The following is a 22,155-nucleotide window of genomic DNA, read 5'->3' as shown; positions in this document are numbered from 1 at the left end:
TTTCGAGGGTGTTGCCCGGAAGTTACTCACTGGACATGATCTATGCAATCCCTTGCCGAAATTTTCTGAATCGTGATGATTTCGGGAGATGTCAGAGAGGGGGAACGTCCCGGCCGGAAGTCCCTCGCGGGGACGGATGTGCCGTCTGAGCTGCAAGTATCTTCAGTGACACCGGCAATGGAGGGGTTGTCGCCTCCTGTCCCCTTGGCGGAGTATGTAACAACTTTGCAGACTCTTGCAGAAACTTCTTCCAATGCGGTTCACGTCGGCGTAACGTCCGGCGTACTCCAAACCCGGCCCGATGGCTTCCCCCCTCCGGACCGGTCCCCTGAGCTATGAGGAGAAATGATGCGGCGAGCCTTCCCGGCTGCGACGATCGTCGCGGCACTCGCCCTGGCGGTCTCCGCCTGTGGTGGCGGCGACAGTGGCTCGGCGGCGGCCCCCGCCCAGTCCGCCGCGGCCGATCCGTCGAAGATCAGCGGCGAGATCACCTGGTGGGACACCGTCCGGCCGGACAGTGAGGGCCCGACGTTCCAGGCGCTCATCAACGAGTTCCAGGCGAAGTACCCCAATATCAAGGTCAAGTACGTCAACGTCCCCTCGGACCAGGCGCAGAACAAGTTCCAGACCGCGGCGCAGGCCGGCTCCGGGGCGCCGGACGTGATCCGCTCCGAGGTCGCCTGGACCTCCCAGTTCGCCTCCCTCGGCTACCTCCAGCCGCTGGACGGCACGCGCGCCGTGGAGAACGAGGCCGACTTCCTGCCCAGCCCGCTGAGCAGCACCAAGTACAACGGCAAGGCCTACGCGGTACCGCAGGTCACCGACACCCTGGCGCTGCTGTACAACAAGAAGCTGCTCAAGGAGGCCGGCTGGGACAAGGCGCCCACCACGGTCGAGGAGTTGAAGAAGGCCGCGCTCGACGTCAAGGAGAAGACCGGCGTCAACGGCATCGCGCTCAACGTCGACGCCTACTTCCTGCTGCCCTTCATGTACGGCGAGGGCGGCGACCTCCTCGACGTCCAGAACAAGAAGATCGCCGTCAACTCCCCGGCCAACGTCAAGGCCATGGCGGCGGTCGACGACCTGATCAAGTCCGGCGCCGCGCCCAAGCCCGCGATCCAGGACAGCTACGCCAACGCCATGACCGCCCTCAAGGACGGCAAGGCCGCGATGATCTACAACGGCCCCTGGGCGCTGTCGGAGGTCTACCAGGGCAAGGAGTTCAAGGACAAGGAGAACCTCGGCATCGCCCCCGTCCCCGCGGGGTCGGTCAAGGCCGGCGCTCCCACCGGCGGCTGGAACTACGCCATCTACGCCGGTTCCAAGAACCTCGACGCCTCCTACGAGTTCGTCCGCTTCATGAGCACCCCCGAGGCCCAGGCCAAGGTCGCCAAGGAGATCAGCCTCCTGCCGACCCGCGCCTCCGCCTACGACAACCCCGACGTCCAGGGCAACAAGGACGTCGCCACCTTCAAGCCGATCATCGACACCGCGGTCGCGCGTCCGTGGATTCCCGAGGGCGGCCAGCTCTTCCAGCCGCTCCTGGAGGGTTACCAGTCCCTGGTCGGCGGCAAGACCTCGCCCGAGGACCTGGTCAAGACGGTGGACGAGAAGTACCGCGGCATCTTCAAGGACTGGAGCTGATCCGTGGCGACTTCCACTGGGCGTGTGACCGGCACGGCCAGGGACCGGGCCGCGGGCGCCGACGGCGCCCGCGGCCGGGGCCGCCCCAAGAAGGCCGGCCCGGTCCGGCGGTCGATGTCGCAGCACTGGTACGCCTGGGCCATGGTCGCCCCGGTCGTCGTGGTCACCGCCGCGCTGATCGGCTGGCCGCTGGTCCGGGGGGTCTACCTGTCCCTGACCGACGCCACCGAGGCCACGATGGGCCGGACGATCGGCGTCAACGTGATCCCCTCAACCTACGGGTTCACCGGGCTCGACAACTACGTCGACATCCTCACCAGCGGCCTGTTCTGGGACAAGCTGATCTGGACGGTCGTCTGGACCGTCGCCTGCGTCGGGCTCCACTACGGCCTCGGCCTCGGCCTGGCCCTGCTGCTCAACCGGAAGATGCGCTTGCGCTCGGTCTACCGGCTGATGCTGATCCTGCCGTGGGCGATCCCGTCCTTCGTCGCCGCGTTCATCTGGCGCTACCTCTACAACAGCGACTACGGCGTCATCAACGCGATGCTGAAGGCGGCGGGCCTGGGCGCGGTCGGCTGGCTCGACGACCCGACCACGGCGAAGCTCGCGGTCATCGCGGTCAACGTCTGGGTGGGCGTGCCGTTCATGATGGTGGCCATGCTCGGCGGGCTCCAGTCGATCCCCGGTGAGCTCTACGAGGCGGCCGAGGTGGACGGCGCCACGCCGTGGCAGCGCTTCCGCCACATCACCGTCCCCGGTCTGCGCATCGTCTCCAGCACCGTCGTCCTGCTGGGCACGATCTGGACGTTCAACATGTTCCCGCTGATCTTCCTGATCACCGGCGGAGGCCCGGGCAGCTCCACGGAGATCCTGGTGACCTACGCCTACCGCGAGGCCTTCACCGGCATCCGCAACTACTCGGGCTCGGCGGCATGGGGAGTGATCATCCTCCTGCTCCTCGTCGTGATGGCCCTGGTCTACCGTCGCGCGCTGCGCAAGCAAGGGGAGGTCTGGTGAGCACCGCCACCGCAGGTCCCGCGAGGCGCCGGCGCGCCCGCAGCCGCGAGGAGCGCGGCATCGGCAGCTCGATCCTGCTGCACGGCACGCTCATCGTCGCCTCCCTCATCGCGCTGTTCCCCATCGTGTGGCTGGTCCTGACCTCGCTCAAGCCACGCGACGGCTGGCTCTCCAGCGAGCTGAAGTTCTTCGACAACTCGTCGCTGGACAACTACACCCGGGTGCTGACCGAGACGCAGTTCCCGAACTGGCTGCTCAACTCCGTGATCATCGCGGGGCTGACCACGGTCATCGGCGTGTTCCTGGCCTCGACGACCGGGTACGCGATCAGCCGCTTCCGGTTCCCCGGCTACCGCGGCGTCATGTGGATGCTGCTGATCACCCAGATGTTCCCGGTGGCGATCCTGATCGTGCCGCTCTACAACCTGATGGCGGGTCTCGGGCTGCTCAACCAGATCCCGGGCCTGGTCATCGCCTACATGACCGTGGCGGTCCCGTTCTGCGCGTGGATGATGAAGGGCTACTTCGACTCCATCCCGCGCGAGATCGACCAGGCCGGCATGATCGACGGGCTGACCCCGTTCGGCACCTTCTGGCGGGTCATCCTGCCGCTGGCCCGGCCCAGCATCGCGGTCACCGCGTTCTACTCCTTCATGACCGCCTGGGGCGAGGTCGCCTACGCCTCGGTCTTCATGACGGGCGAGGAGACGCGCACCCTCGCGGCGGGCCTGCAGCAGTTCGTCGGCCAGCACTGGTCCGACTGGGGCCTGCTGACCGCCTCGGCCGTGCTGATCGCGCTGCCCGCCGCGGTCGTCTTCCTGCTCGTCCAGCGCCACCTGGTCGCCGGGCTCACCGCCGGCGCCACCAAGTCGTAACACCATCGTGCTATCACGTCCTGACATGTCACTTGATCGGGGGACCAATATGACCGAGCTCGTCCACGCGGACCATGCCAGCGCGACCGCCACCCGGTGGTGGCGCGACGCGGTGATCTACCAGGTCTACGTGCGCAGCTTCGCCGACGGCAACGGCGACGGGATCGGCGACCTGCTGGGCGTGCGGAGCCGACTGCGGTATCTGGCCGATCTGGGGGTCGACGCCGTCTGGCTGACCCCGTTCTACACCTCGCCGATGGCCGACTTCGGCTACGACGTGGCGGACTACCGGGACGTCGACCCGATCTTCGGGTCGCTGGGCGACGCCAAGGCCCTGATCGACGACGCGCACCGGCACGGCCTGCGGGTGATCGTCGACGTCGTGCCCAACCACACCTCCGACCGGCACGTGTGGTTCCAGCAGGCCCTGGCCGCCGGGCCCGGCAGCCCCGAGCGGGAGCGGTACATCTTCCGCCAGGGCAAGGGGGAGAGCGGGGAACTGCCGCCGAACGACTGGGAGTCGGTCTTCGGCGGCCCCGCCTGGACCCGGCTGCCCGACGGCGAGTGGTACCTGCGCCTGTTCGCCCCCGAACAGCCCGACCTGAACTGGGACAACCCCGAGGTTCACGCGGAGTTCGAATCGGTCCTGCGCTTCTGGCTTGACCTGGGCGTGGACGGCTTCCGCGTCGACGTGGCGCACGGCATGGTCAAGGCCGACGGCCTGCCCGACGTCGGCCACCCCGACCAGGTCCGGATGATCGGCGCCGACGTGGTCCCGTTCTTCGACCAGGACGGCGTGCACGAGATCCACCGCGGCTGGCGCAGGCTGCTCGACTCCTACCCGGGCGAGCGGATCGGCGTCGCCGAGGCGTGGGCGCCGTCCCCGCAGCGGCTGGCCAACTACGTCCGCCCCGACGAGCTGCACCAGGCGTTCAACTTCCACTTCCTGAACACCCCGTGGGACGCGGCCAGGTTCCGCACGGTGATCCAGGAGTCGCTCGCCACGGCCGGACTGGTCGGCGCGCCCACCACCTGGGTGCTGTCCAACCACGACGTCAAGCGGCACCTGACCCGCTACGGCGGCGGCGAGACCGGTCTGCGCCGATCCCGCGCCGCGGCCCTGCTGACGCTCTCCCTGCCCGGCTCCACCTACCTCTACCAGGGCGAGGAGCTCGGCCTGCCGGAGGTCCTCGACCTGCCGGAGGAGTTCCTGCGCGACCCGCAGCGGCTGCGCAACCCCGACGACGGCCGCGACGGCTGCCGGGTCCCCATCCCGTGGGCCGACGTCGAGCCGCACTTCGGCTTCAGCCTGCCGGGCATCGAGGAGTCATGGCTGCCCATGCCCGCCTCCTGGGGCCCGCTCAGCGTCCAGTCCCAGCTCCGCGACCCGCTCTCCACGCTGCGCCTCTACCGGACGGCGCTGGAGATCAGGCGGGCCCGCCGTTCCTTCGACGACGCGCCGCTGACCTGGCTGGACTCACCCGAGGGCACGCTGGCCTTCACCCGGGGCGACGGCTTCGCCTGCACGCTCAACCTGACCGGCGAGCCGGTCGAGCTGCCCGCGCCCGGACGGGTCCTGCTGGCCAGCGAGGAACCGGTCGTCGACGGCGACGCGGTACGGCTCGCGCCCGACTCCGCGGTCTGGTGGGAACGCGATGGCGTATAGCGGCGGACCGCCGGGCAACGGCGCGGCCAGGCTGGCCGACATCGCCGCGCAGGCGGGGGTGAGTGAGGCCACGGTCAGCAGGGTGCTCAACGGCAAGCCCGGCGTCTCCGCCGTCACCCGGCAGGCCGTCCTGGCCGCGCTGGACCTGATGGGTTACGAGCGGCCGCAGCGGTTGCGTCAGCGCAGCAACGGGCTGATCGGCCTGGTCACCCCGGAGCTGGACAACCCGATCTTCCCGGCGTTCGCCCAGGCCTTCGAGAAGGCGCTGACCCAGCACGGCTACACCCCGCTGCTGTGCACCCAGCTCCCCGGCGGGGCGGTGGAGGACGAGTTCACCGAGCTGCTCGTGGAGCGCGGGGTCAGCGGCATCATCTTCGTCTCCGGGCTGCACGCCGACATCACCGCGCGCTCCGACCGCTACACCCAGCTCATCGGGCAGGGCGTGCCGATCGTCCTGCTCAACGGGCACGCCGGCGACGTCCCGGCGCCGTTCATCTCCCCGGACGACCGGGCCGCCGCGCGGCTGGCCGTACAGCATCTGGTGGATCTCGGGCACGAGCGGATCGGCCTGGCCGTCGGGCCGGGCCGGTTCGTGCCGGTGATCCGCAAGATCGAGGGTTACCGGCAGGCGATGGCGCAGCTGCTGGGGGCGGGCGAGGTGGACGAGTTGATCTCGCATTCGCTGTTCTCGGTGGAGGGGGGTCAGGCGGCGGCGGCGCAGTTGCTGGAGCGGGGCTGTACGGGCATCGTGTGCGCCTCGGATCTGATGGCGCTGGGGGCGATCCGGGCGTGCCGGGATCGGGGGTTGTCGGTTCCGGCGGACGTGTCGGTGGTGGGGTTCGACGACTCGCCGCTGATCGCCTTCACCGACCCGCCGCTGACCACCGTGCGCCAGCCCGTCCAGTCGATGGTGACCGCCGCGGTGCACACCCTGCTGGAGGCCGTCTCCGGCGCGCCCATGCAGCATTCCGAGCTCATCTTCCAGCCGGAGTTCATCGTGCGGGGCTCGACGGGCTCGGGCCCGAAGATCCTCCGCTGACCCCTTCCCCTCCCGGAGACCGGCCGATCCGGCCGGTCGCTCTCCTCGGTATGGTGATCATCATCGGTATGGTGATCATCCGGGCCGCCCGCGGCCCGGCGTCACTCTCGTTCGATCCCCCCCGCTCGCGCCCGCCCAGGAGGCCGGCATGAGTGTGCACGACCCGGCTCCGCTCACGATCCCCCGGCTGCTCGCCGCGCGGGCGGAGACCGATCCCGACAGACCCGCCCTCGTCGCCGACGGACTCGGCGACCTGACCTTCGGCCAGTGGGAACGGCGCTCCGACGCCGCCGTCCGCGGCCTGCTCGACCTGGGACTCCGTCACGGGGACCGGATCGGACTGCTGTTCGGCGGAGACGAGTGGACCGAGTTCGCGGTCGCCTTCTGCGCGGTGCTCAAGGCCGGTGGCGTGGCGGTGCCGCTCTCCGCCCGCCTCAGCGGCCACGAGGTGCTCGACACCCTCGGACGCTGCGCCGCCACGGGCGTGCTGCACGGTCCGGGCACGCCGGCGCTCCAGGACCCCGGCCGCTGGTGGACGACGACGCCCGAGACCGCCGGCGGCTCACCCGTCGGTGGCCCAGGACCTCGCCGCGGCCTTCGCCGGGGCGACCCTGGTCAACTACTACACCTCGACCGAGGCCGTCCCCGCCCAGACCACCATGATCGTCGATCCCGCCCGGCCCACCTCGCTCGGCCGGGCCACCGACCTGGGCGACCTGCGCATCCTCGGCCCCGACGGCCGGACCCTGCCGTCGGGGGAGACCGGCGAGGTCTGGCTCCGCTCCCCGGCGGCCCCACGTTCCTACGTGGGCGACCCGGAGGGCAGCGCGCTGGTGTTCCGCGACGGCTGGGTCCGGATGGGCGACGTCGGTCACCTCGACGCCGACGGCTACCTCTACCTGTCCGACAGGGAGAGCGACGTCATCAAGTCAGGGGCGCTGAAGGTCTCCACCGTCCAGATCGAGGCCGCCCTGCACGAGCATCCGGCGGTGGCCGAGGCCGCCGTCGTGGGCGTGCCCCATCCGGTGATGGGCGCCATGCCCGCCGCCGCGGTACGGCTGGCGCACCCGGTGCCGGTGGACGAGATCCGCGACTTCCTCTCCACCCGGCTGGCCCGCCACGAGCTGCCCACCCGGATCGTCGTGGTCGACTCCTTCCCCCGCAACGACATCGGCAAGATCCTCAAGTCCGGGGTGCGCGACCTGTTCGCCGCCCGGGGCCGGCGGGTCCCGCTCACCTCCGACCAGGAGACGCGCCTGGCCGTACCCCGGACGCGGGAGGAGACGGTCCGGGTGGCGATGCGGGTCCGCGACGCGGTGGACCCCGGGGTGCTCCGGCGCGCGCTCCGCGAGGTCGCCGCCGCCCACGAGGCGCTCAGGCTGACCTTCCCGTCCGCCGGCGGCGCCCACGTCGCCGAGATCGCCCCGGAGATCGAGCCCGACCTGGTCCGCCTCCCGCCTGCCGGACCACGCCCGCCACGGTGGCGCTGGTCTGCTGGGCGGCGGCGGTCTCCCCGGTGGGGGAGGTGCCGGATCCGGTGGTGCTCGTGCGCGAGCCCGGCCGGGCCGAGCCCGCCCACGCCGGCATGGTCGGCCCGCTCGCGCTGGACGTCCCCGTCCGGATCGCGCTGCCCGGCGGCCTCGACGACCCTTCCGACCTTCTGAGAACGGTGGAGTCGGCCGCGACCCGGCCGTTCCCGCCGTCCGGGCCGCACACCGCCCGTTTCCTCTTCGAGGGCTTCAGACCCGAGCCGTACCTGCCCGGCCTGAAGTCCGAGCCCCACCCGCTGCCGGTGGCCGCACCCGCCGACGGCAGGCCCCTTCTCACCCTCACCGAACAGCCGGACGGATCCATGTCCGGCGTCTGCGCCGGACCCGCCGCCGAGCGTCTCGGCCGGCGGTTCCAGCGCCTGTGCGACGACCTCCCTGTCTCCTGAGCTCCCGCGGCCTTTCGGCCCTCCGAGCTTTCAGCACTGATCGGAAGTGATGTCAGTGACGTCCGAGATCGACTCCCCACCCGTCCCGGCCTCGCTCGCCCAGCAGGGAATCTGGTTCAACGAACGGCTGGGCGGCGTAGGGACCGTCTACACGATGCCCTTCTCCGTCACCTTCGACGGCCCGCTCGACGTGCCCGCCCTGACCGCCGCCTGCCGGGCGCTGATCGACCGGCACCCGATCCTGGCGAGCACGGTCCGGGAACGGCAGGGCGTGCCGTACGTCGTGCCCGCCGCCACCCCGCCCGTGCCGGTGGTCGCCGACGTCACGGCCGCCCGGCGTGACGACCTGATGAGGGCGGAGATCCTGCGCCCCTTCGACCTGGCCGCCGGTCCGCTCGTGCGGATGACCCTGTACGTCGAGGCGGCGGGCCGGGCGACGCTGCTGGTCGTGGCGCACCACCTCGTCTTCGACGGCGAGTCCACGTCGGTGTTCCTACGGGACCTGGCCGAGCTCTACCTGGCCGAGGTGACGGGAGTCCCCGCCGACCTGCCCGCGCTGGACCACGACGGGCTCGCCGGGCGCGCCGCGGCCAGGGTCGAGGCCGGACTCTCCTTCGCCCGGGAGTTCTGGAGCTCGCGGTGGCGCCCGCCCGCCGAGGTGATCCTGCCCGGCGTGGCCGGAGCGGTGCCCGCGGTGGACGAGGGTGCGGCAGTGGAGTTCGCGCTGCCGCAGGAGTCCCGGGAGGCGCTGGCCCGGCTGTCGGAGGAGATCGGGGCCGGCAGGTTCGAGATCGTGCTGGCCTCGCTGCACGTGCTGCTGCACCGGTACGGCAACGCCGAGCCGACGGTCGCGGCCGACCTGGGCACCCGCTCGCCGGAGACCCGCGACCACCTGGGCGCCTTCGTCAACGAGCTGCCCGTCACGGCCGGGCTCCGGCCCGAATGGGGCTTCCGCCGGTTCGTGGCGGACCAGCGCTTCGGGTACGGGCTCCGCTCCGACCTGCGCGGCCTCTTCCGGGTCCGGGAGGTGCCGCTGTCGCGCGCGGTCAGCGGGGTCAAGCCCGGTGTCGCGCTCGCCCCGATCTCGCTCGGCTACCGCAGGCGCGAGGCCGCGCCCGCCTTCCACGGGGTCGACGCCCACGTGGAGTGGGCGCTGTTCAACCACACCGTCCGCGGCGCCATGCGCGTGCACATCGTGGACGGGCCCGACCGGTTCGGCGTCATCCTCCAGTACAACCCGCGGATCATGGCCCGCGAGGACGCCGAGCGGGTCGCCGCCCACTGGCGCGCGCTGCTCGCCGCGGTGGCCGCCGATCCCGACATGCCGCTGGCCGAGCTGCCGATGCTCGACGCGGAGGAGACCGGGCGGCTGCTGTCACGGTGGAACGACACCGCCGCCGGCCATCCGCCGCTCACCCTGCCCGAGCTGGTGGCCGCCCAGGCCGGCCGTACCCCGGACGCGACCGCGGCCGTGTGCGGCGCGGAGACGATGACCTACGCCGAGCTCGGCGCGGCCGTGGACGGCCTGGCCCGGCGGCTGCGCGGCGCCGGCGTGGGACGGGGGACGCTGGTCGCGGTCCGCGCCGAACGCTCACTGACCACCCTGGTCGGCCTGCTCGCCGTGGCGCGGGCCGGCGGGGCCTATCTCCCGCTCGACCCGGACCATCCCACCGAGCGCCTGCGCCTGGTCCTGGAGGACTCCGGAGCCGCCCTGCTCCTGGCCGGCCCCGGCGGGCACGACCGCCTGGCCGGCTCCGGCGTGGCCGTCCTCACGCTCGACGCCCCCGGCCCGCGGTCCAGGGCAGGCGCGCCCAGCGCGGGAGAGCCACGGGAGGACGGTTCCGTCCCGGAACGGTCCGGGGAAGGCGCGGGAGGGCAGGGGGAGGGCGGACTCGCCTGGCCGGAGCCCGGCGACCTCGCCTACGTCATCTACACCTCCGGCTCCACCGGCCGCCCCAAGGGCGTCGAGATCCCGCACCGGGCGCTGACCAACCTGCTGCTGGCCATGCGTGACCGGCTCGGTTCCCGGCCGGGGGACGGCTGGCTCGCCCACACCGCGCTGTCGTTCGACATCTCGGCGCTGGAGCTCTACCTGCCGCTGGTGACCGGCGGACGGGTCGTCATCGCCCCGGACGCCGCGGCCAGGGACGGGCGCGAGCTCGTACGGCTGGCCGCCGAGGGGGTGAGCCACGTGCAGGCGACCCCGTCCGGCTGGCGGATGCTGCTCGACGCCGGGTTCGACCTGCGCCGGGTGACCGCCCTGGCCGGCGGTGAGGCCCTCCCCGCCCCGCTGGCCCGCGAGATCCTCAGCCGGACCGGCCGTCTGATCAACGTCTACGGCCCCACCGAGACGACGATCTGGTCGATGAGCGCGGAGATCGCCGAGCCCGTCACGACCGTGCCGATCGGCGTTCCGCTGGCCAACACCCGGGTGCACGTGCTGGACGAGCGGCTCGGGCTGCTGCCGCTGGGCGTGCCCGGCGAGCTGTGCATCGCCGGTGACGGCGTCGCCGACGGCTACCGCAACCGCCCCGAGCTGACCGCCGAGCGGTTCGCCGCCGACCCGTTCGGGCCCGGGCGGCTGTACCGCACCGGTGACCGGGTGGTCAGACGGGCCGACGGGCAGATCGAGTTCATCGGACGCCTCGACGACCAGATCAAGCTCCGCGGACACCGGATCGAACCGGGGGAGATCGAGTCCAGGCTGCTCGAACACCCCGGCATCCCCCGCGCGGCCGTGGTCGCCCGGGAGGACGACAAGGGGGAGCGGCGGATCGTCGCCTACCTGGAGTGCGGGCAGGTCCCCGGCGACGTGCGCGAGCACTGCGCGCAGACGCTGCCCTCCTACATGGTCCCGGCCGGCTTCGTCGCCCTGCCCCGGCTGCCGCTGACCCCCAACGGCAAGCTCGACCGGTCCGCGCTGCCCGCGCCGGACCTCAGGGAGAGCGGGGCCGGCCCGCACGGGACCGCGCCCGGCGTGGCCGGGCCGCACTCCTACACCGGGGTGGCGGCCGAGCTCCACGAGATCTGGTGCGACGTGCTGGGGGTCGAGGCCGTCGGCCCGCAGGAGGACCTGTTCGAGCTGGGCGGGCACTCGCTGACCATCACCCAGATCGCCTCCCGGGTCCGCCTGCGCCTGGGCGCGGACCTGCCGCTCCACATCTACTACGACGAGCCCACGATCAGCGCCGTCACCGCCGCCGTCGAGCGCCTGACCGGGAAGAACTGAGCCGGTGCAGACACGACTCCCCGACGCCGCCCGCACGGACGGCGTCCCGCTCTCACCCGGTCAGGAACGGCTCTGGTTCCTGTACCAGCTCACCCCCGGTGACGCCTCCTACAACGTCTACGTCTCCGAACGGCTCCGCGGGCCGCTCGACCCCGGCGCGCTGGTCCGCGCGTTCGACGAGGTCGTGGCCAGGCACGCGGTGCTGCGGACCCGATACCCGAGCCAGGACGGCCGCCCGGTCCAGGTCGCCGATCCGGCCGGGCCCGGCCTGCGGTACGTGGACCTCTCCGGCGGGCCGGAGGGGCAGGCCCGGGACGCGTCCGGCGGGCCGGAGCGACGGGCCCGGGACCTGGTGGCCGAGCTGACCAACCGGGGATTCGACCTCGACGGCGGTCCCGTGCTGCGGGCCGCCCTCATCCGGCTGGCCGCCGACGACCACGTCCTGTGCCTCGTCATCCACCACATCGCGGTGGACGGCTGGTCGCTGGGGGTGCTCCGCGCGGAGCTGACCGCCCTGTACGGGGCCTTCGCCGCCGGGCTGCCCTCGCCGCTCCCGCCGCCCGCCCTGCAGTACGCCGACTACGCGCTGGCATGCCGGCAGGACCCCGGCCGCGAGGAGGACCTGGCGTACTGGCGGACCAGGCTCGCCGACCCGCCGGTGCTGGCGCTGCCCACGGACCGGCCCCGGCCCCGGGTCCGGACGGCCAACGGCGCCTACGTCGCGCGCCGCATCCCCGGCCCGCTGGCGGCGGAGGTCGCCCGGCTGGCCAGGACCGAGCGATGCACGCTGTTCATGACGCTCACCGCCGCCTTCCAGGCCCTCCTGGCCCGCCACACCGGCCAGGACGACGTCTGCGTGGGCACCCAGGTCGCGGCGCGCGACCGGCCCGAGCTGGAGGGGATGATCGGCTTCGTCGTCAACACCCTCGTGCTCCGCGGCGACCTGTCCGGCGACCCGTCCTTCCGCGACCTCATGCGCCGCACCCGGGCCGCCGCGCTGGAGGCCTACCAGCGGCAGAGCACGCCCTTCGACACGCTGGTGAACGAGCTCGGCATCGACCGGGACCTGTCGCGCACCCCGCTCTTCCAGGCGCAGCTCGTCCTGCACAACCAGTCCCAGGCCGGCCCGTCCCTGCCGGGGATCACCACCGAGCTGTTCGACGGCGGGTTCGCCCTGGCCAAGTTCGACCTGTCCCTGGAGATCGCGCAGGAAGAGGGGGAGCTGCGGGCGCACTTCGCCTACAACAGCGACCTGTTCGAGCCGGCGACGGTCGAGCGGCTGGCCGCCCGCTTCGAGGCCCTGCTGCGCTGCGCCGTCGCCGACCCGGGCACCCGGCTGTCGGAGCTGGAACTGCTCGACGACGACGAGCGCCGGCTCATCCTGGAGCACTGGAGCAGGCCCGGCCCTCCGGGGCGCGCCGACGCCTCCGGCGGCCCGATGTCCCCGGACGGTTCCGGCCCGCGCCAGGACGCCGACCCGCTCCAGGACTCCGGCCCGCCTCAGGGCGGCGGGCTCCGGGGCTCCGGGCCGTTGCGGGGTGTCACCACCCTGCACGGGCTGGTGGAGCGGGCGGCCGCCCGGACGCCCGAGGCCGTCGCGGTCGTCTTCGGCGACGACGCGCTGACCTACGGGGAGCTGGACGCCCGCGCCGACCGGCTGGCGGCGGTCCTGCGCGGCCACGGGGCCGGCCCCGGCCGCCGGGTGGCGATCTGCCTGGAGCAGTCGCTCGACCTGGCCGTGGCCGTGCCGGCCGTGCTGAAGGCGGGCGGCGCGTACGTGCCTCTCGACCCCGAACAGCCCGCCGACCGGCTGGCCCACATGGTCGCCGACTCGGGGGCCGGGGTGCTGGTGACCACCCGCGCGCTGGCCGATCGCGTGTCCGCCGGGATCACCGTCCTCCTCGACGGAGCGGAGGGGACCGCGGTCCTCCCCGACGGGCGGGAGGAGATCAGCGGCCTCCTCCCGCCGGGGGAGGCGGGCCCGGACGACCTGGCCTACGTCATCTACACCTCGGGCTCGACCGGCCGCCCCAAGGGCGTGGCCGTACAGCACCGGCAGGTGCTCAACTACCTGGCCGACGCGCACGAGCGGTTCGAGGTGGTGGACGGGGCCGGGTACGCCCTGCTCCAGTCGCTCTCCTTCGACTTCGGAATCACGATCTTCTACCTGGCGCTGGCGACCGGAGGGTGCCTCCACCTGGTGCCGTCCCGGATCTCCGGCCCCGACCTCGCCGACTACGCGGACCGGGCCCGGATCGACTACCTGAAGATCACCCCGTCCCACCTGGGCGCCCTCACCGCGGAGGTCGACCCGCGCCGGCTCCTGCCCCGCCGCCTGCTCATCCTCGGCGGCGAGGGGTCGGCCTGGGAGTGGACCCGCGAGCTGGCCGCCCTCGGCGTCTGCCGGGTGGTCAACCACTACGGCCCGACCGAGGCCACGGTCGGCGTCACCACCTACGAGGTGGGAGCCGGCGACGACGTCCGCGGGCCGGTCACCCCGATCGGGCGGCCGCTCGGCCACGCGCGGACCTACGTCCTGGACGGGCGGATGCGGCCGGTGCCCATCGGCGTGGCCGGCGAGCTGTGCCTCGGCGGGGACCGGCTGGCCCGCGGGTATCTCGGCCGCCCGGACCTGACCGCCGAGAAGTTCCTGCCCGACCCGTACGGCGGGCCCGGCGACCGGCTCTACCGCACCGGCGACCTGGCTCGCTGGCTGCCGGACGGCAACCTCGAGTTCCTCGGCCGCCGTGACCTCCAGGTGAAGATCCGCGGCTACCGGGTCGAGCTGGGCGAGGTCGACGAGGCCCTGCGCGCCCTGCCGGGCGTCGCCCACGCCGTCGTCGACGCGCGCGGCGGGCCGGGGGCACTGGAACTGGCCGCCTACCTGGTCGCCGCCGACGGGCCGGCGCCCCGGCCCGGGGTGGGGGAGCTGCGCAGGCTGCTGCAGGCCGTACTGCCCGACTACATGGTGCCGACCCGCTACGTCTGGCTGGACCGGCTGCCGCTGAAGTCGCACGGCAAGGTCGACCGCGCCGCCCTGCCCGAGCCCGAGACGGCCCGGCCCGACCGGGAGGCGGCGTTCGAGGCGCCCTCCGGGATGGTGGAGGAGGCCGTCGCGTCGGCCTTCGGCGAGGTGCTCGGCCTGGACCGGGTCGGCGCCGCGGACGACTTCTTCGACCTGGGCGGGCACTCCCTGCTCGCCGTGCAGGTGGTCGCCCGGCTGCGCCGCCGGCTGGACGGGATGCGGCCGGTCAGCGTGATGGACCTGTTCCAGCACCCGACCGCGCGAGGCCTGGCCACCCTGGTGGCGGCGGGCGACGACGGGCCGCGCGGCCTGCTGTACGAGCTGACGCCCAGGATCGCCGCACCCGGGCTGACGCTGGTGTGCGTGCCGTACGGCGGCGGCAGCGCGGTGGTCTACCAGCCGCTCGCCGACGCCCTGCCCGCCGGATGCGCGCTGCACGCGGTGGCCGTGCCGGGCCACGACCTCGGCCTGGCCGAGGAGCCGCGCCCCCTCGCCGAGGTCGCCGCCGAGTGCGCCGCGGAGATCCTCCGGAAGGTGACCGGGCCGCTGGTGCTGTATGGGCACTGCGGGGTGGGCGGCGCGCTCACCGTCGAGATCGCCCGCCGGGTCGAGGCCGCCGGACGGCTGCTCGACGCGGTCTACCTCGGCGGCCTGTTCCCCTTCGCCAGGCCCACCCGAGGCGTGCTGGGCCGCTGGGCGCGGTTCACCGGGCTGGAACGGCTGCGCGGCGACCGGGGCCAGGTGAACTGGCTGACCGGCATGGGCGCCGACCTGTCCGGCCTGACCGAGGAGCAGCTGGCGTTCGTCGTGCGCAACATGCGGCACGACTCCAGGCAGGCGGAGGAGTACTTCACCCGCCTGGTCGAGGAGGGCGCGGAGCCGCTGAGCGCCCCGATCATCTCGGTGGTCGGCGAGCGCGACCCCAACACCGAGTTCCACGCCGAGCGCTACACCGAGTGGGACTTCCTCTCGCCGCGCACGGCGCTGGCCGTACTCGACGAGGGCGGCCACTACTTCCTCAAATACCGGGCCGAGGAGCTGGCGGAGATCGTCACCACGGTCCATCCGGCTCTCACCGCGCCCGCCGTGCCGGAGCCCGCCACCCCCACCTGGCGCGTGGCCGGCCGCTCCGACTCCTCGGCCCCCTCCGCGCCCGCGCGGCGGGGGACGGCGGCCCCCGAGCCCAGCCTGGGCCGGTTCCTGGCGGTCGCGATCGGCCAGCTCGTCACCATCGTCGGCGCCACGCTGACCGAGTTCGCGATCCCGATTTCCACCTATCTGGACAATCGCTCCCTCACCCAGTTCGCCGTGCTCCAGGTGCTCGCGCTGATCCCGGGCATCCTGGTGGCCCCGCTGGCCGGGGCGGTGGTGGACCGGGCGAGCAGGCGGGCGGTCATGCTCGGCGGCAACATCGCGGCGCTCGCCGTGCAGCTGCTCACCGGGACGCTGCTGTGGACCGGCGAGCTGGCGGTCTGGCACCTGTATCCGCTGCTCACCGCCCTGTCGATCGCGCTGACCTTCCAGCGGCTGGCCTACGTCTCGGCCGTACCGCAGCTCGTGCCCAAGCGCTATCTCGGCCATGCCAACGGGGTGGTCCAGATGACCACCGGCGTCGCGCAGTTCGTCGCGCCGCTCGTCGCGGTGGGACTGCTGGCGGCCGTCGGCCTGGAGGGGATCCTCGCGCTCGACGTCGCCGGATACGTCGCGGGGGTGATCGTGCTGCTGTGCGTCGGCTTCCCGGCCAGGCTGGCGGGCGAGCGCCGCGAGTCCGTCGGCGCGGAGATCGCCGGAGGGTTCCGGCTCCAGATGGGACAGCGCGGCTTCCGGGCCATGCTCGTCTTCTTCGCCCTCTTCAACCTGGTGCTCTCGCCGGTCTTCCTGCTGTTCTCGCCGCTGACGCTGTCCTTCGGCACGCTCGCCGACGCCGGATACGTCGCGCTCCTCGGCGGGGCGGGAGCGGTGACCGGCGGGCTGGTCATGAGCGTGTGGGGCGGACCGGCGCACCGGCGCATGCACGGCGTCCTCCTGGGGACCCTGGCGCTCGCGGCCTGCTGCCTGGTGACCGGCGCGCACGGGTCACTGCTCTTCGTCGGGTTCGGCGCCTTCGGGGTGGCGTGCTCGCTCGCGCTCGTCAACGGCGTCTACGCGACCATCGTCCAGGTCAAGGTGGCCCAGCGCTTCCACGGGCGGGTCTTCGCCCTCAACCAGATGGTCGCGCTGTCGACCATCCCGCTCGGCGTGGCCGTGATCGCGCCGCTCGGCGAGCGTCTCCTGGAGCCGATGTTCATGCCCGGCGGGCTCCTGGCCGGCACGGCCGGCGCCGTCGTCGGCGTCGGGCCCGGCCGCGGTATCGCGTTCATGTACGTGGTGTGCGGCCTGCTGGTCGCCCTGATCGCCCTCGTCGCGCTGCGCAGCCGGACGCTGTCCCGGTTCGACGACGAGGTCCCCGACGCCGTCGCCGACGATCTCGTCGGGATCCAGGCGCTGAACGACAGAACCGGCACGACCGAGCGGAAGGAAGCCGTCCCGTGTCCCTGACCGTACCCGCCCTCCACGTCAACTGGACCGGCCCGCACCGGGCCGGCCTCCGCCGCCACCGGGACCGGGTCCTGGAGAACGGCCCCTACGGCATGCCGGTCGAGGAGATCCTCACCTGCGTCCACAGCGCCCACGCCTGGCGGGCCTTCCACGGCGGCGTCGAGCTGGTGACCGACGAGCTGGGCGCCTCCTACGCGGCGGCGCAGGGGCTGGACGCGCTCTACGACCGGATCGACACCGCCCTCGACGCCCTCGACGCCCTCGACGTGGACCCGCTGTTCTACTTCGCGGCGGGCAAGAGCTACGCGGCCCGGCTGCGCGCCGCCCCGTTCGCCGTCGTCGACACCGACCTCTACCTGCGCCGCCCCGTCGACGGGCTGGAACGCGGCGGGTTCGTCTTCGCGCACTGGGAGTCGGTGGGCAACGCCGTCTACCCGCCGGTCCCGGAGGTCCCCAACCAGGCCGGCCTGGACCTGTCGCGCTGGACCTTCGACACCCCGGCGGCCAACATGGCGGTCTCGGTCTTCCTCGACGACCGCCACCGCGCCGAGTACGCCGAGGCGTCCATGGCGTTCATGACCGGCAACGCCGGGCCGTCGGACACCGCCCCCATCGTCCGCCAGACCTTCGCCGAGCAGCGCATCGCCCCCGCGGTCGCCCGCTCCCTCGGGGTGGACCTGCGCCCCGTCACCGAGCGTTTCTGGATCGTGGAGACGGAGGAGTGGGACGGCCCCTCCTACGCCGACCGCTTCCACCACACCTGGAACCAGAAGCGGCTGCTGCGCCAGTTCCCCGAGCTGCGCCCGGCCTACTGGCGCTACCTGCTGGAGGACCTGCTGTGGCGCTTCCCCGGCACCGGCGACCTGCTGCTGTCGGTGCCCGCGCTCAAGGAGTGCGCCGACCTCGTCCGCGCCGTCCGGCGCGACCTGGCCGCCCACGGCCCCAGCCTGATCGAACGGAGCACCCCGTGACCGCCCCGACCACCGAGACGGAGCTCGTCGCCCTGTGGCGCCAGGTGCTCCGCGTGCCCGACGTCGCCCCCGGCGACAACTTCTTCGAGCTGGGCGGCGACTCCTTCCGGGCCGCCCAGCTCGCCGGCCTGGTCGGCGCCCGCCTGGGGGTGCCCGTCACGCCGGCCCTCGTCTTCGACCGGCCGGAGCTGGCCGGGCAGGCCCGCTGGATCGACGACGCCCGCGCCGCGGGGCCCTCGGCCGCCGCCGGGCCCGCGACCGGCGGGGGAGCGCCGCTCAGCACCCAGCAGGAGGACTTCCTGTACTGGATGTTCGAGAGCGAGCCCGTCCGCGACATCGGGTCCTGCGCCACCGCGATCCGGATCCGCGACGCCTTCGACGTGGCCGTCCTCACCCGCGCGCTGGAGGCGGTGATCGCGCGGCACGAGCCGCTGCGCAGCGTCGTCACCGCGTCGGGGGAGGTGGTCGTCGCCGACGAACTGCCGCCCGAGGTGGCCGAGGCCGTAGCCGAGGGGCGGACGCCGCAGGAGCGCGAGCGCGACGCCGAGCGGATCGTCTGGCACGAGCGCATGCGTCTCGACGACGTTCTGCGCGGCCCCCTCGTGCAGGCCCTCGTCGTGCGTCTCGGCGAGGACGACCATGTGCTGGTCCTCGCCGTGCACCACTTCGCCTTCGACGGCTTCTCCCTGGGCGTCATGCTCCGGGAGCTGGGCATCGTCTACTCGGCCCTGCGCACGGGCTACCCCAGCCCGCTGCGCCCGCTGCCCCTGTCCTACGCCGACTACTGCGCCTTCACCCGCGAGCAGTGGCCGCGCAACCAGGTGTACTGGGACCAGGCCCTGGAGGGCGCCCCCCGCGAGCTGACGCCCTTCCCCGGCCGCAGGGAGACCACCCTGTTCTCCCGCCGCAGGCACGCCTTCGAGATCGACGCGGAGCTGGCCGGCCGGCTGCGGGAGACCGCCCGGGCGCGCGGCGCGACCACGTTCATGGCCGTGGCCGCGTGCTGGACCTGGCTGCTGCGCCAGTGGACGGGGATGACCGATCTGGTGGTGATGTCGCCCGTGCCCGGCCGTACCGCGCCCGAGCACGAGACGCTGATCGGCTGCCTGGTCCAGTCGCTCATCCTGCGCCTGGACGCCTCGGGCGACCCCTCCTACGGCGAGCTGGTCGACCGGGTCCGGGAGGTGTCCGTGGGGGCGGTGGCGCACCAGTTCCACGCCTACCAGGACGCCCGGCTCCGGGTGCCCTTCCCCTCGCGGATCCACTACGAGAGCTTCGGCGCCCCGCACTTCCCCGGCCTCATGTCCGAGGCCTTCCCCTTCCCCCGTGAGCAGGAGGGGCTGGAGTGGGGCGCCAACCCGGGCGAGGTCGACCTCAGCGCCCCGGAGCTGATCGTCGAGGAGCAGCGGGACGGCTCCATGCTGGCCGCCGTGGTCTACAACCACTACGGCTACGACCCCGCGACGGCCGCCGAGCTCGCCGGGGCCTTCCAGGAGTACGTCCGGGCCGCCGTGGCCGATCCCGGCTCCCCGCTGCCGCCGCTGCCCGCGACGGCCCGCCACACCGGGGCGGAGGCATGTCAGGGCTGATGTTTTCCGGCGGCAGGTCTTATCCTGGACATCTCCCCGGAACCTTCGTGAAACCTGTCTAGGACACCCTGATGTCCGAAGAGAGGTGATCCACAATGATGTTGCGGCTACGGGTGTCCTTTCCCGATCGCCCGGGTGCCCTGGGTCAGGTCGCCCGGGTGCTCGGCACGCTGGGGGCGGACATCCTCCAAGTGACGGTGCTGGAACGGGAGACCGGCCGGGCCGTGGACGACTTCACCGTCTCCTGGCCCGGCGCCGCCGACGCCGACACGGTCCGGGACCGCCTGTCGGTCATCCCCGGCATACGCGTCGAGGCCGTCTGGCCCACCCGTGAGATCCCCGGCGCCGCCCCCGACTACGACCTGCTGAAGCACGTCGCGGCCGACCCCGGCAGGGCCTTCGCCACCCTCGTGGACGCCGCGCCCGGCCTGGTGAGCGCCGAGTGGGCGGTCACGGTGTCCTCCGGGACCGGTGAGCTCGTCCATCGCAGCTGGCAGGCCCCCGCCTCGCTCGACGAGACCGGCGGCCTCGCCGGCGTCAAGGCGGGCGACCTCACCCCCCTGCGCCCCCTGACCCTCGCCGCGGGCCGGCACTGCCTGATGAGCCTGCCCGTGCCCGACGCGGGCCTGCACCTGATCCTCGCCCGCACCGACGGGCCGGCCTTCCACCGGGCGGAGCTGGACCGTGCCATCCGCATCGTGGAGATCGTCGCCATCCTCGGCCGCTGATCCGCGCGGCGGGCCCGCGCCGGAGGGCGTACGGCGCCGTGCCGGCCGGTCAGCGGTGCGGCGGGTCGATGCGGGAGCCGTCGAGGGCGAAGAGCATCAGGCGGGTGACGTCGACGCCCACCCGGGCCGGCTCACCGGCCCGCCAGACGGGGCGGGAGCCGACGCGGACGATGAGGTCGGCCCGGCGGTGGGTGCCGGCGCCGACCTGCTCCTGCGCCTGAATGGGGGCGGGGTCGAGCCCGGCGCCCGGGATCAGACGCCTGAGGACCGCGCGGGCCCGGCTGCCCGGAGCGGTGGCCGCCAGGTCGCGGGCCTTGTGGCGGGGGTCCGGAGGCTCGGGGACGGGCACGGTGGGGATGCCGCTCTCGACGTAGGCGAGCCACTCGTGGCCGTGGTATTCCAGGGCCCGGACACGGCCGAGGAAGACGGGGCCTTCGAACGTCTCGGGGACCGGGGCCAGGCAGTCCGGGCGCAGGCCCACGATGATCTGGCGGCCGACGTGCTGGGAGATGGCGTAGGCCCTGGGATCGGTCCAGGGGATCGTGATCTGGTGCACCCCGAAGTCCAGCAGGATGAACTGGTTCTGCGGGGTGCGCACGGTGGCCGCGAGCAGGTTGAGCTGCTGGGAGCTGAGGAAGGCGGCGGTGAAGGCGGTGGCCGGGTCGTTGTAGACCTGGCCGGGGGTGCCGAGGTCCTGGAGCACGCCGCGGTTCATGATGGCGATCCGGTCGGCCAGGGTCAGGGCCTCGACCTGGTCGTGCGTCACGTAGACCGTGGTCACGCCGAGGGAGCGGACCAGGGAGGAGATCTCCATGCGGAGCTCGGTGCGCATGCCCGCGTCGAGGTTGGACAGCGGCTCGTCCATCAGGAAGAGCGAGGGCTGGCGGACGATCGCCCTGCCCATCGCGACGCGCTGGCGCTGGCCGCCTGAGAGCGTTCCAGGGCGACGTTCGAGGGTCTCGTCGATGTGCAGCGCCTTGGACAGTTCCGTCACGCGTTCCCTGACCATCGCCGGGTCCGCCTTCGCGATCTCCAGGGGGAAGGCCATGTTGCCGCGTACCGTGCGGTGCGGGTAGAGCGCGCCGTTCTGGAAGACCATGGCGACGTCCCGGTCACGCGGGGCGAGGTCGTTGGCGAGCGTGCCGCCCAGCCAGAGGTCTCCGGAGGTCACCTCCTCCAGGCCCGCGATCATCCGGAGTAGGGTGGACTTGCCGCAGCCGGACGGCCCCAGCAGGACGAGGAACTCCCCGTTTTCGGCGCGCAGGTTCATGCGGTCAACCGCCAGGTACCCACCGGGGTAGACCTTGCTCACATTGTCGAGGACGACGGTACTCATGCGCGCTCGTTCCTCCCGGGTTCCGCTGCCCGGATCCAGCCGTGTGATTGATGAGGTAGTACATCGCGCCACTTGCCCATGTGTCCATAGATGTCGTTGGAAATTGCACATCTGCTGGTTACTTCAGTTTTTCTGATGAGTAGCTATGTCGCGCATCAGGGGTTCGGCCCTCCCAAATGAGCGCCACGGCCGTCCGGGAGAGTGGGGATGTTACAGTTTGCGAAAAGTTTCGGAAACGAATTTCACTCCAGGGCGCCGAATGTCGTTCAGCTTGCGCCCAATTCAGCCGCATGGTGGGGTACCTCTGATGGACGGTGAACTCACGCATACCTCCCGGTCCCGCCCCGACGGCGTGGGTATCCGGCTGGCCGACATCGCCGCGCAGGCGGGGGTGAGTGAGGCCACGGTCAGCAGGGTGCTCAACGGCAAGCCCGGCGTGTCACACGGGACCAGGCAGGCGGTGCTGACCGCGCTGGACCTGATGGGTTACGAGCGGCCGCAGCGGTTGCGTCAGCGCAGCAACGGGCTGATCGGCCTGGTCACCCCGGAGCTGGACAACCCG

At 72.7% G+C, this 22,155-nt stretch carries 13 protein-coding genes and 1 pseudogene; 13 read left to right on the top strand and 1 reads right to left on the bottom strand.

Annotated elements, in window-relative coordinates; genetic code table 11:
- Positions 1-345: 345 nt before the first annotated feature.
- From BM085_RS08335 to BM085_RS08285, 12 genes and pseudogenes are all read left to right on the top strand, one after another.
- Positions 346-1,644 carry an extracellular solute-binding protein gene (locus tag BM085_RS08335; protein WP_245789199.1) on the top strand — a complete coding sequence of 433 codons (1,299 nt, stop codon included), beginning with the start codon at positions 346-348 and terminating at the stop codon, positions 1,642-1,644.
- A 3-nt stretch (positions 1,645-1,647) separates the two neighbouring features.
- Positions 1,648-2,661, top strand: coding sequence for a carbohydrate ABC transporter permease (locus tag BM085_RS08330; RefSeq protein ID WP_093886416.1), 1,014 nt, complete (start codon positions 1,648-1,650; stop codon positions 2,659-2,661).
- Entirely contained in the window at positions 2,658-3,536 is an 879-nt protein-coding gene (locus BM085_RS08325; RefSeq protein WP_086578543.1) for a sugar ABC transporter permease, read from the top strand. Before BM085_RS08330 ends, BM085_RS08325 begins: the two co-directional genes overlap by 4 nt.
- 49 nt (positions 3,537-3,585) lie before the next feature.
- On the top strand, positions 3,586-5,202 hold the full coding sequence (locus BM085_RS08320; RefSeq protein WP_093886415.1) for a glycoside hydrolase family 13 protein: 1,617 nt from the start codon (positions 3,586-3,588) through the stop codon (positions 5,200-5,202).
- A complete protein-coding gene (locus tag BM085_RS08315) occupies positions 5,192-6,241 on the top strand; it encodes a LacI family DNA-binding transcriptional regulator (protein WP_093886414.1) in 1,050 nt (349 codons plus the stop codon). Before BM085_RS08320 ends, BM085_RS08315 begins: the two co-directional genes overlap by 11 nt.
- 148 nt (positions 6,242-6,389) lie before the next feature.
- Positions 6,390-6,671 (top strand): annotated as a pseudogene (locus BM085_RS45820) (AMP-binding protein); the annotation flags it as partial.
- A 142-nt stretch (positions 6,672-6,813) separates the two neighbouring features.
- Positions 6,814-7,905: an ANL family adenylate-forming protein gene (locus BM085_RS08310; RefSeq protein WP_245789198.1), complete on the top strand. Its 1,092-nt coding sequence runs from the start codon at positions 6,814-6,816 to the stop codon at positions 7,903-7,905.
- A 321-nt stretch (positions 7,906-8,226) separates the two neighbouring features.
- Entirely contained in the window at positions 8,227-11,406 is a 3,180-nt protein-coding gene (locus BM085_RS08305; protein WP_093886413.1) for a non-ribosomal peptide synthetase, read from the top strand.
- Positions 11,407-11,410: 4 nt separating this feature from the next.
- Positions 11,411-16,969 carry a non-ribosomal peptide synthetase/MFS transporter gene (locus BM085_RS08300; RefSeq protein WP_093886412.1) on the top strand — a complete coding sequence of 1,853 codons (5,559 nt, stop codon included), beginning with the start codon at positions 11,411-11,413 and terminating at the stop codon, positions 16,967-16,969.
- Complete coding sequence (locus BM085_RS08295) at positions 16,960-17,940, top strand: DUF6734 family protein (protein ID WP_093886411.1); 981 nt, start codon at positions 16,960-16,962, stop codon at positions 17,938-17,940. Before BM085_RS08300 ends, BM085_RS08295 begins: the two co-directional genes overlap by 10 nt.
- Positions 17,937-19,529 (top strand): condensation domain-containing protein, encoded by a 1,593-nt coding sequence (locus tag BM085_RS08290; RefSeq protein ID WP_093886410.1) that lies wholly within the window; start codon positions 17,937-17,939, stop codon positions 19,527-19,529. The genes BM085_RS08295 and BM085_RS08290 overlap by 4 nt, the downstream gene beginning before the upstream one ends.
- 95 nt (positions 19,530-19,624) lie before the next feature.
- Positions 19,625-20,257, top strand: a complete 633-nt coding sequence (locus BM085_RS08285) for an ACT domain-containing protein (RefSeq protein WP_093886409.1) — start codon at positions 19,625-19,627, stop codon at positions 20,255-20,257.
- Between the two features lie 49 nt (positions 20,258-20,306).
- Here the strand turns inward: BM085_RS08285 and BM085_RS08280 are convergent, their stop codons facing one another.
- Positions 20,307-21,593 (bottom strand): ABC transporter ATP-binding protein, encoded by a 1,287-nt coding sequence (locus BM085_RS08280; RefSeq protein WP_093886408.1) that lies wholly within the window; start codon positions 21,591-21,593, stop codon positions 20,307-20,309.
- A gap of 307 nt (positions 21,594-21,900) precedes the next feature.
- On the opposite strand from BM085_RS08280, the gene BM085_RS45815 reads away from it, so the two are divergent.
- Positions 21,901-22,155: LacI family DNA-binding transcriptional regulator (locus BM085_RS45815; protein WP_245789197.1), on the top strand; the 255-nt coding region annotated here is incomplete at its 3' end.

The organism is Streptosporangium canum (assembly GCF_900113865.1).
Lineage (GTDB): Bacteria > Actinomycetota > Actinomycetes > Streptosporangiales > Streptosporangiaceae > Streptosporangium > Streptosporangium canum.
Note: the sequence above shows the minus strand (reverse complement) of the source record. Positions and strands in the feature narration are given on the sequence as shown.

What these genes read in the sequence shown, in the direction of transcription:
- BM085_RS08335 (WP_245789199.1), top strand. Translation starts at nt 346, where the DNA reads ATGATGCGGCGAGCCTTCCCGGCTGCGACGATCGTCGCGGCACTCGCC.
- BM085_RS08320 (WP_093886415.1), top strand. Translation starts at nt 3,586, where the DNA reads ATGACCGAGCTCGTCCACGCGGACCATGCCAGCGCGACCGCCACCCGG.
- BM085_RS08315 (WP_093886414.1), top strand. Translation starts at nt 5,192, where the DNA reads ATGGCGTATAGCGGCGGACCGCCGGGCAACGGCGCGGCCAGGCTGGCC.
- BM085_RS08305 (WP_093886413.1), top strand. Translation starts at nt 8,227, where the DNA reads ATGTCAGTGACGTCCGAGATCGACTCCCCACCCGTCCCGGCCTCGCTC.
- BM085_RS08285 (WP_093886409.1), top strand. Translation starts at nt 19,625, where the DNA reads ATGATGTTGCGGCTACGGGTGTCCTTTCCCGATCGCCCGGGTGCCCTG.
- BM085_RS08280 (WP_093886408.1), bottom strand. Translation starts at nt 21,593, where the DNA reads ATGAGTACCGTCGTCCTCGACAATGTGAGCAAGGTCTACCCCGGTGGG.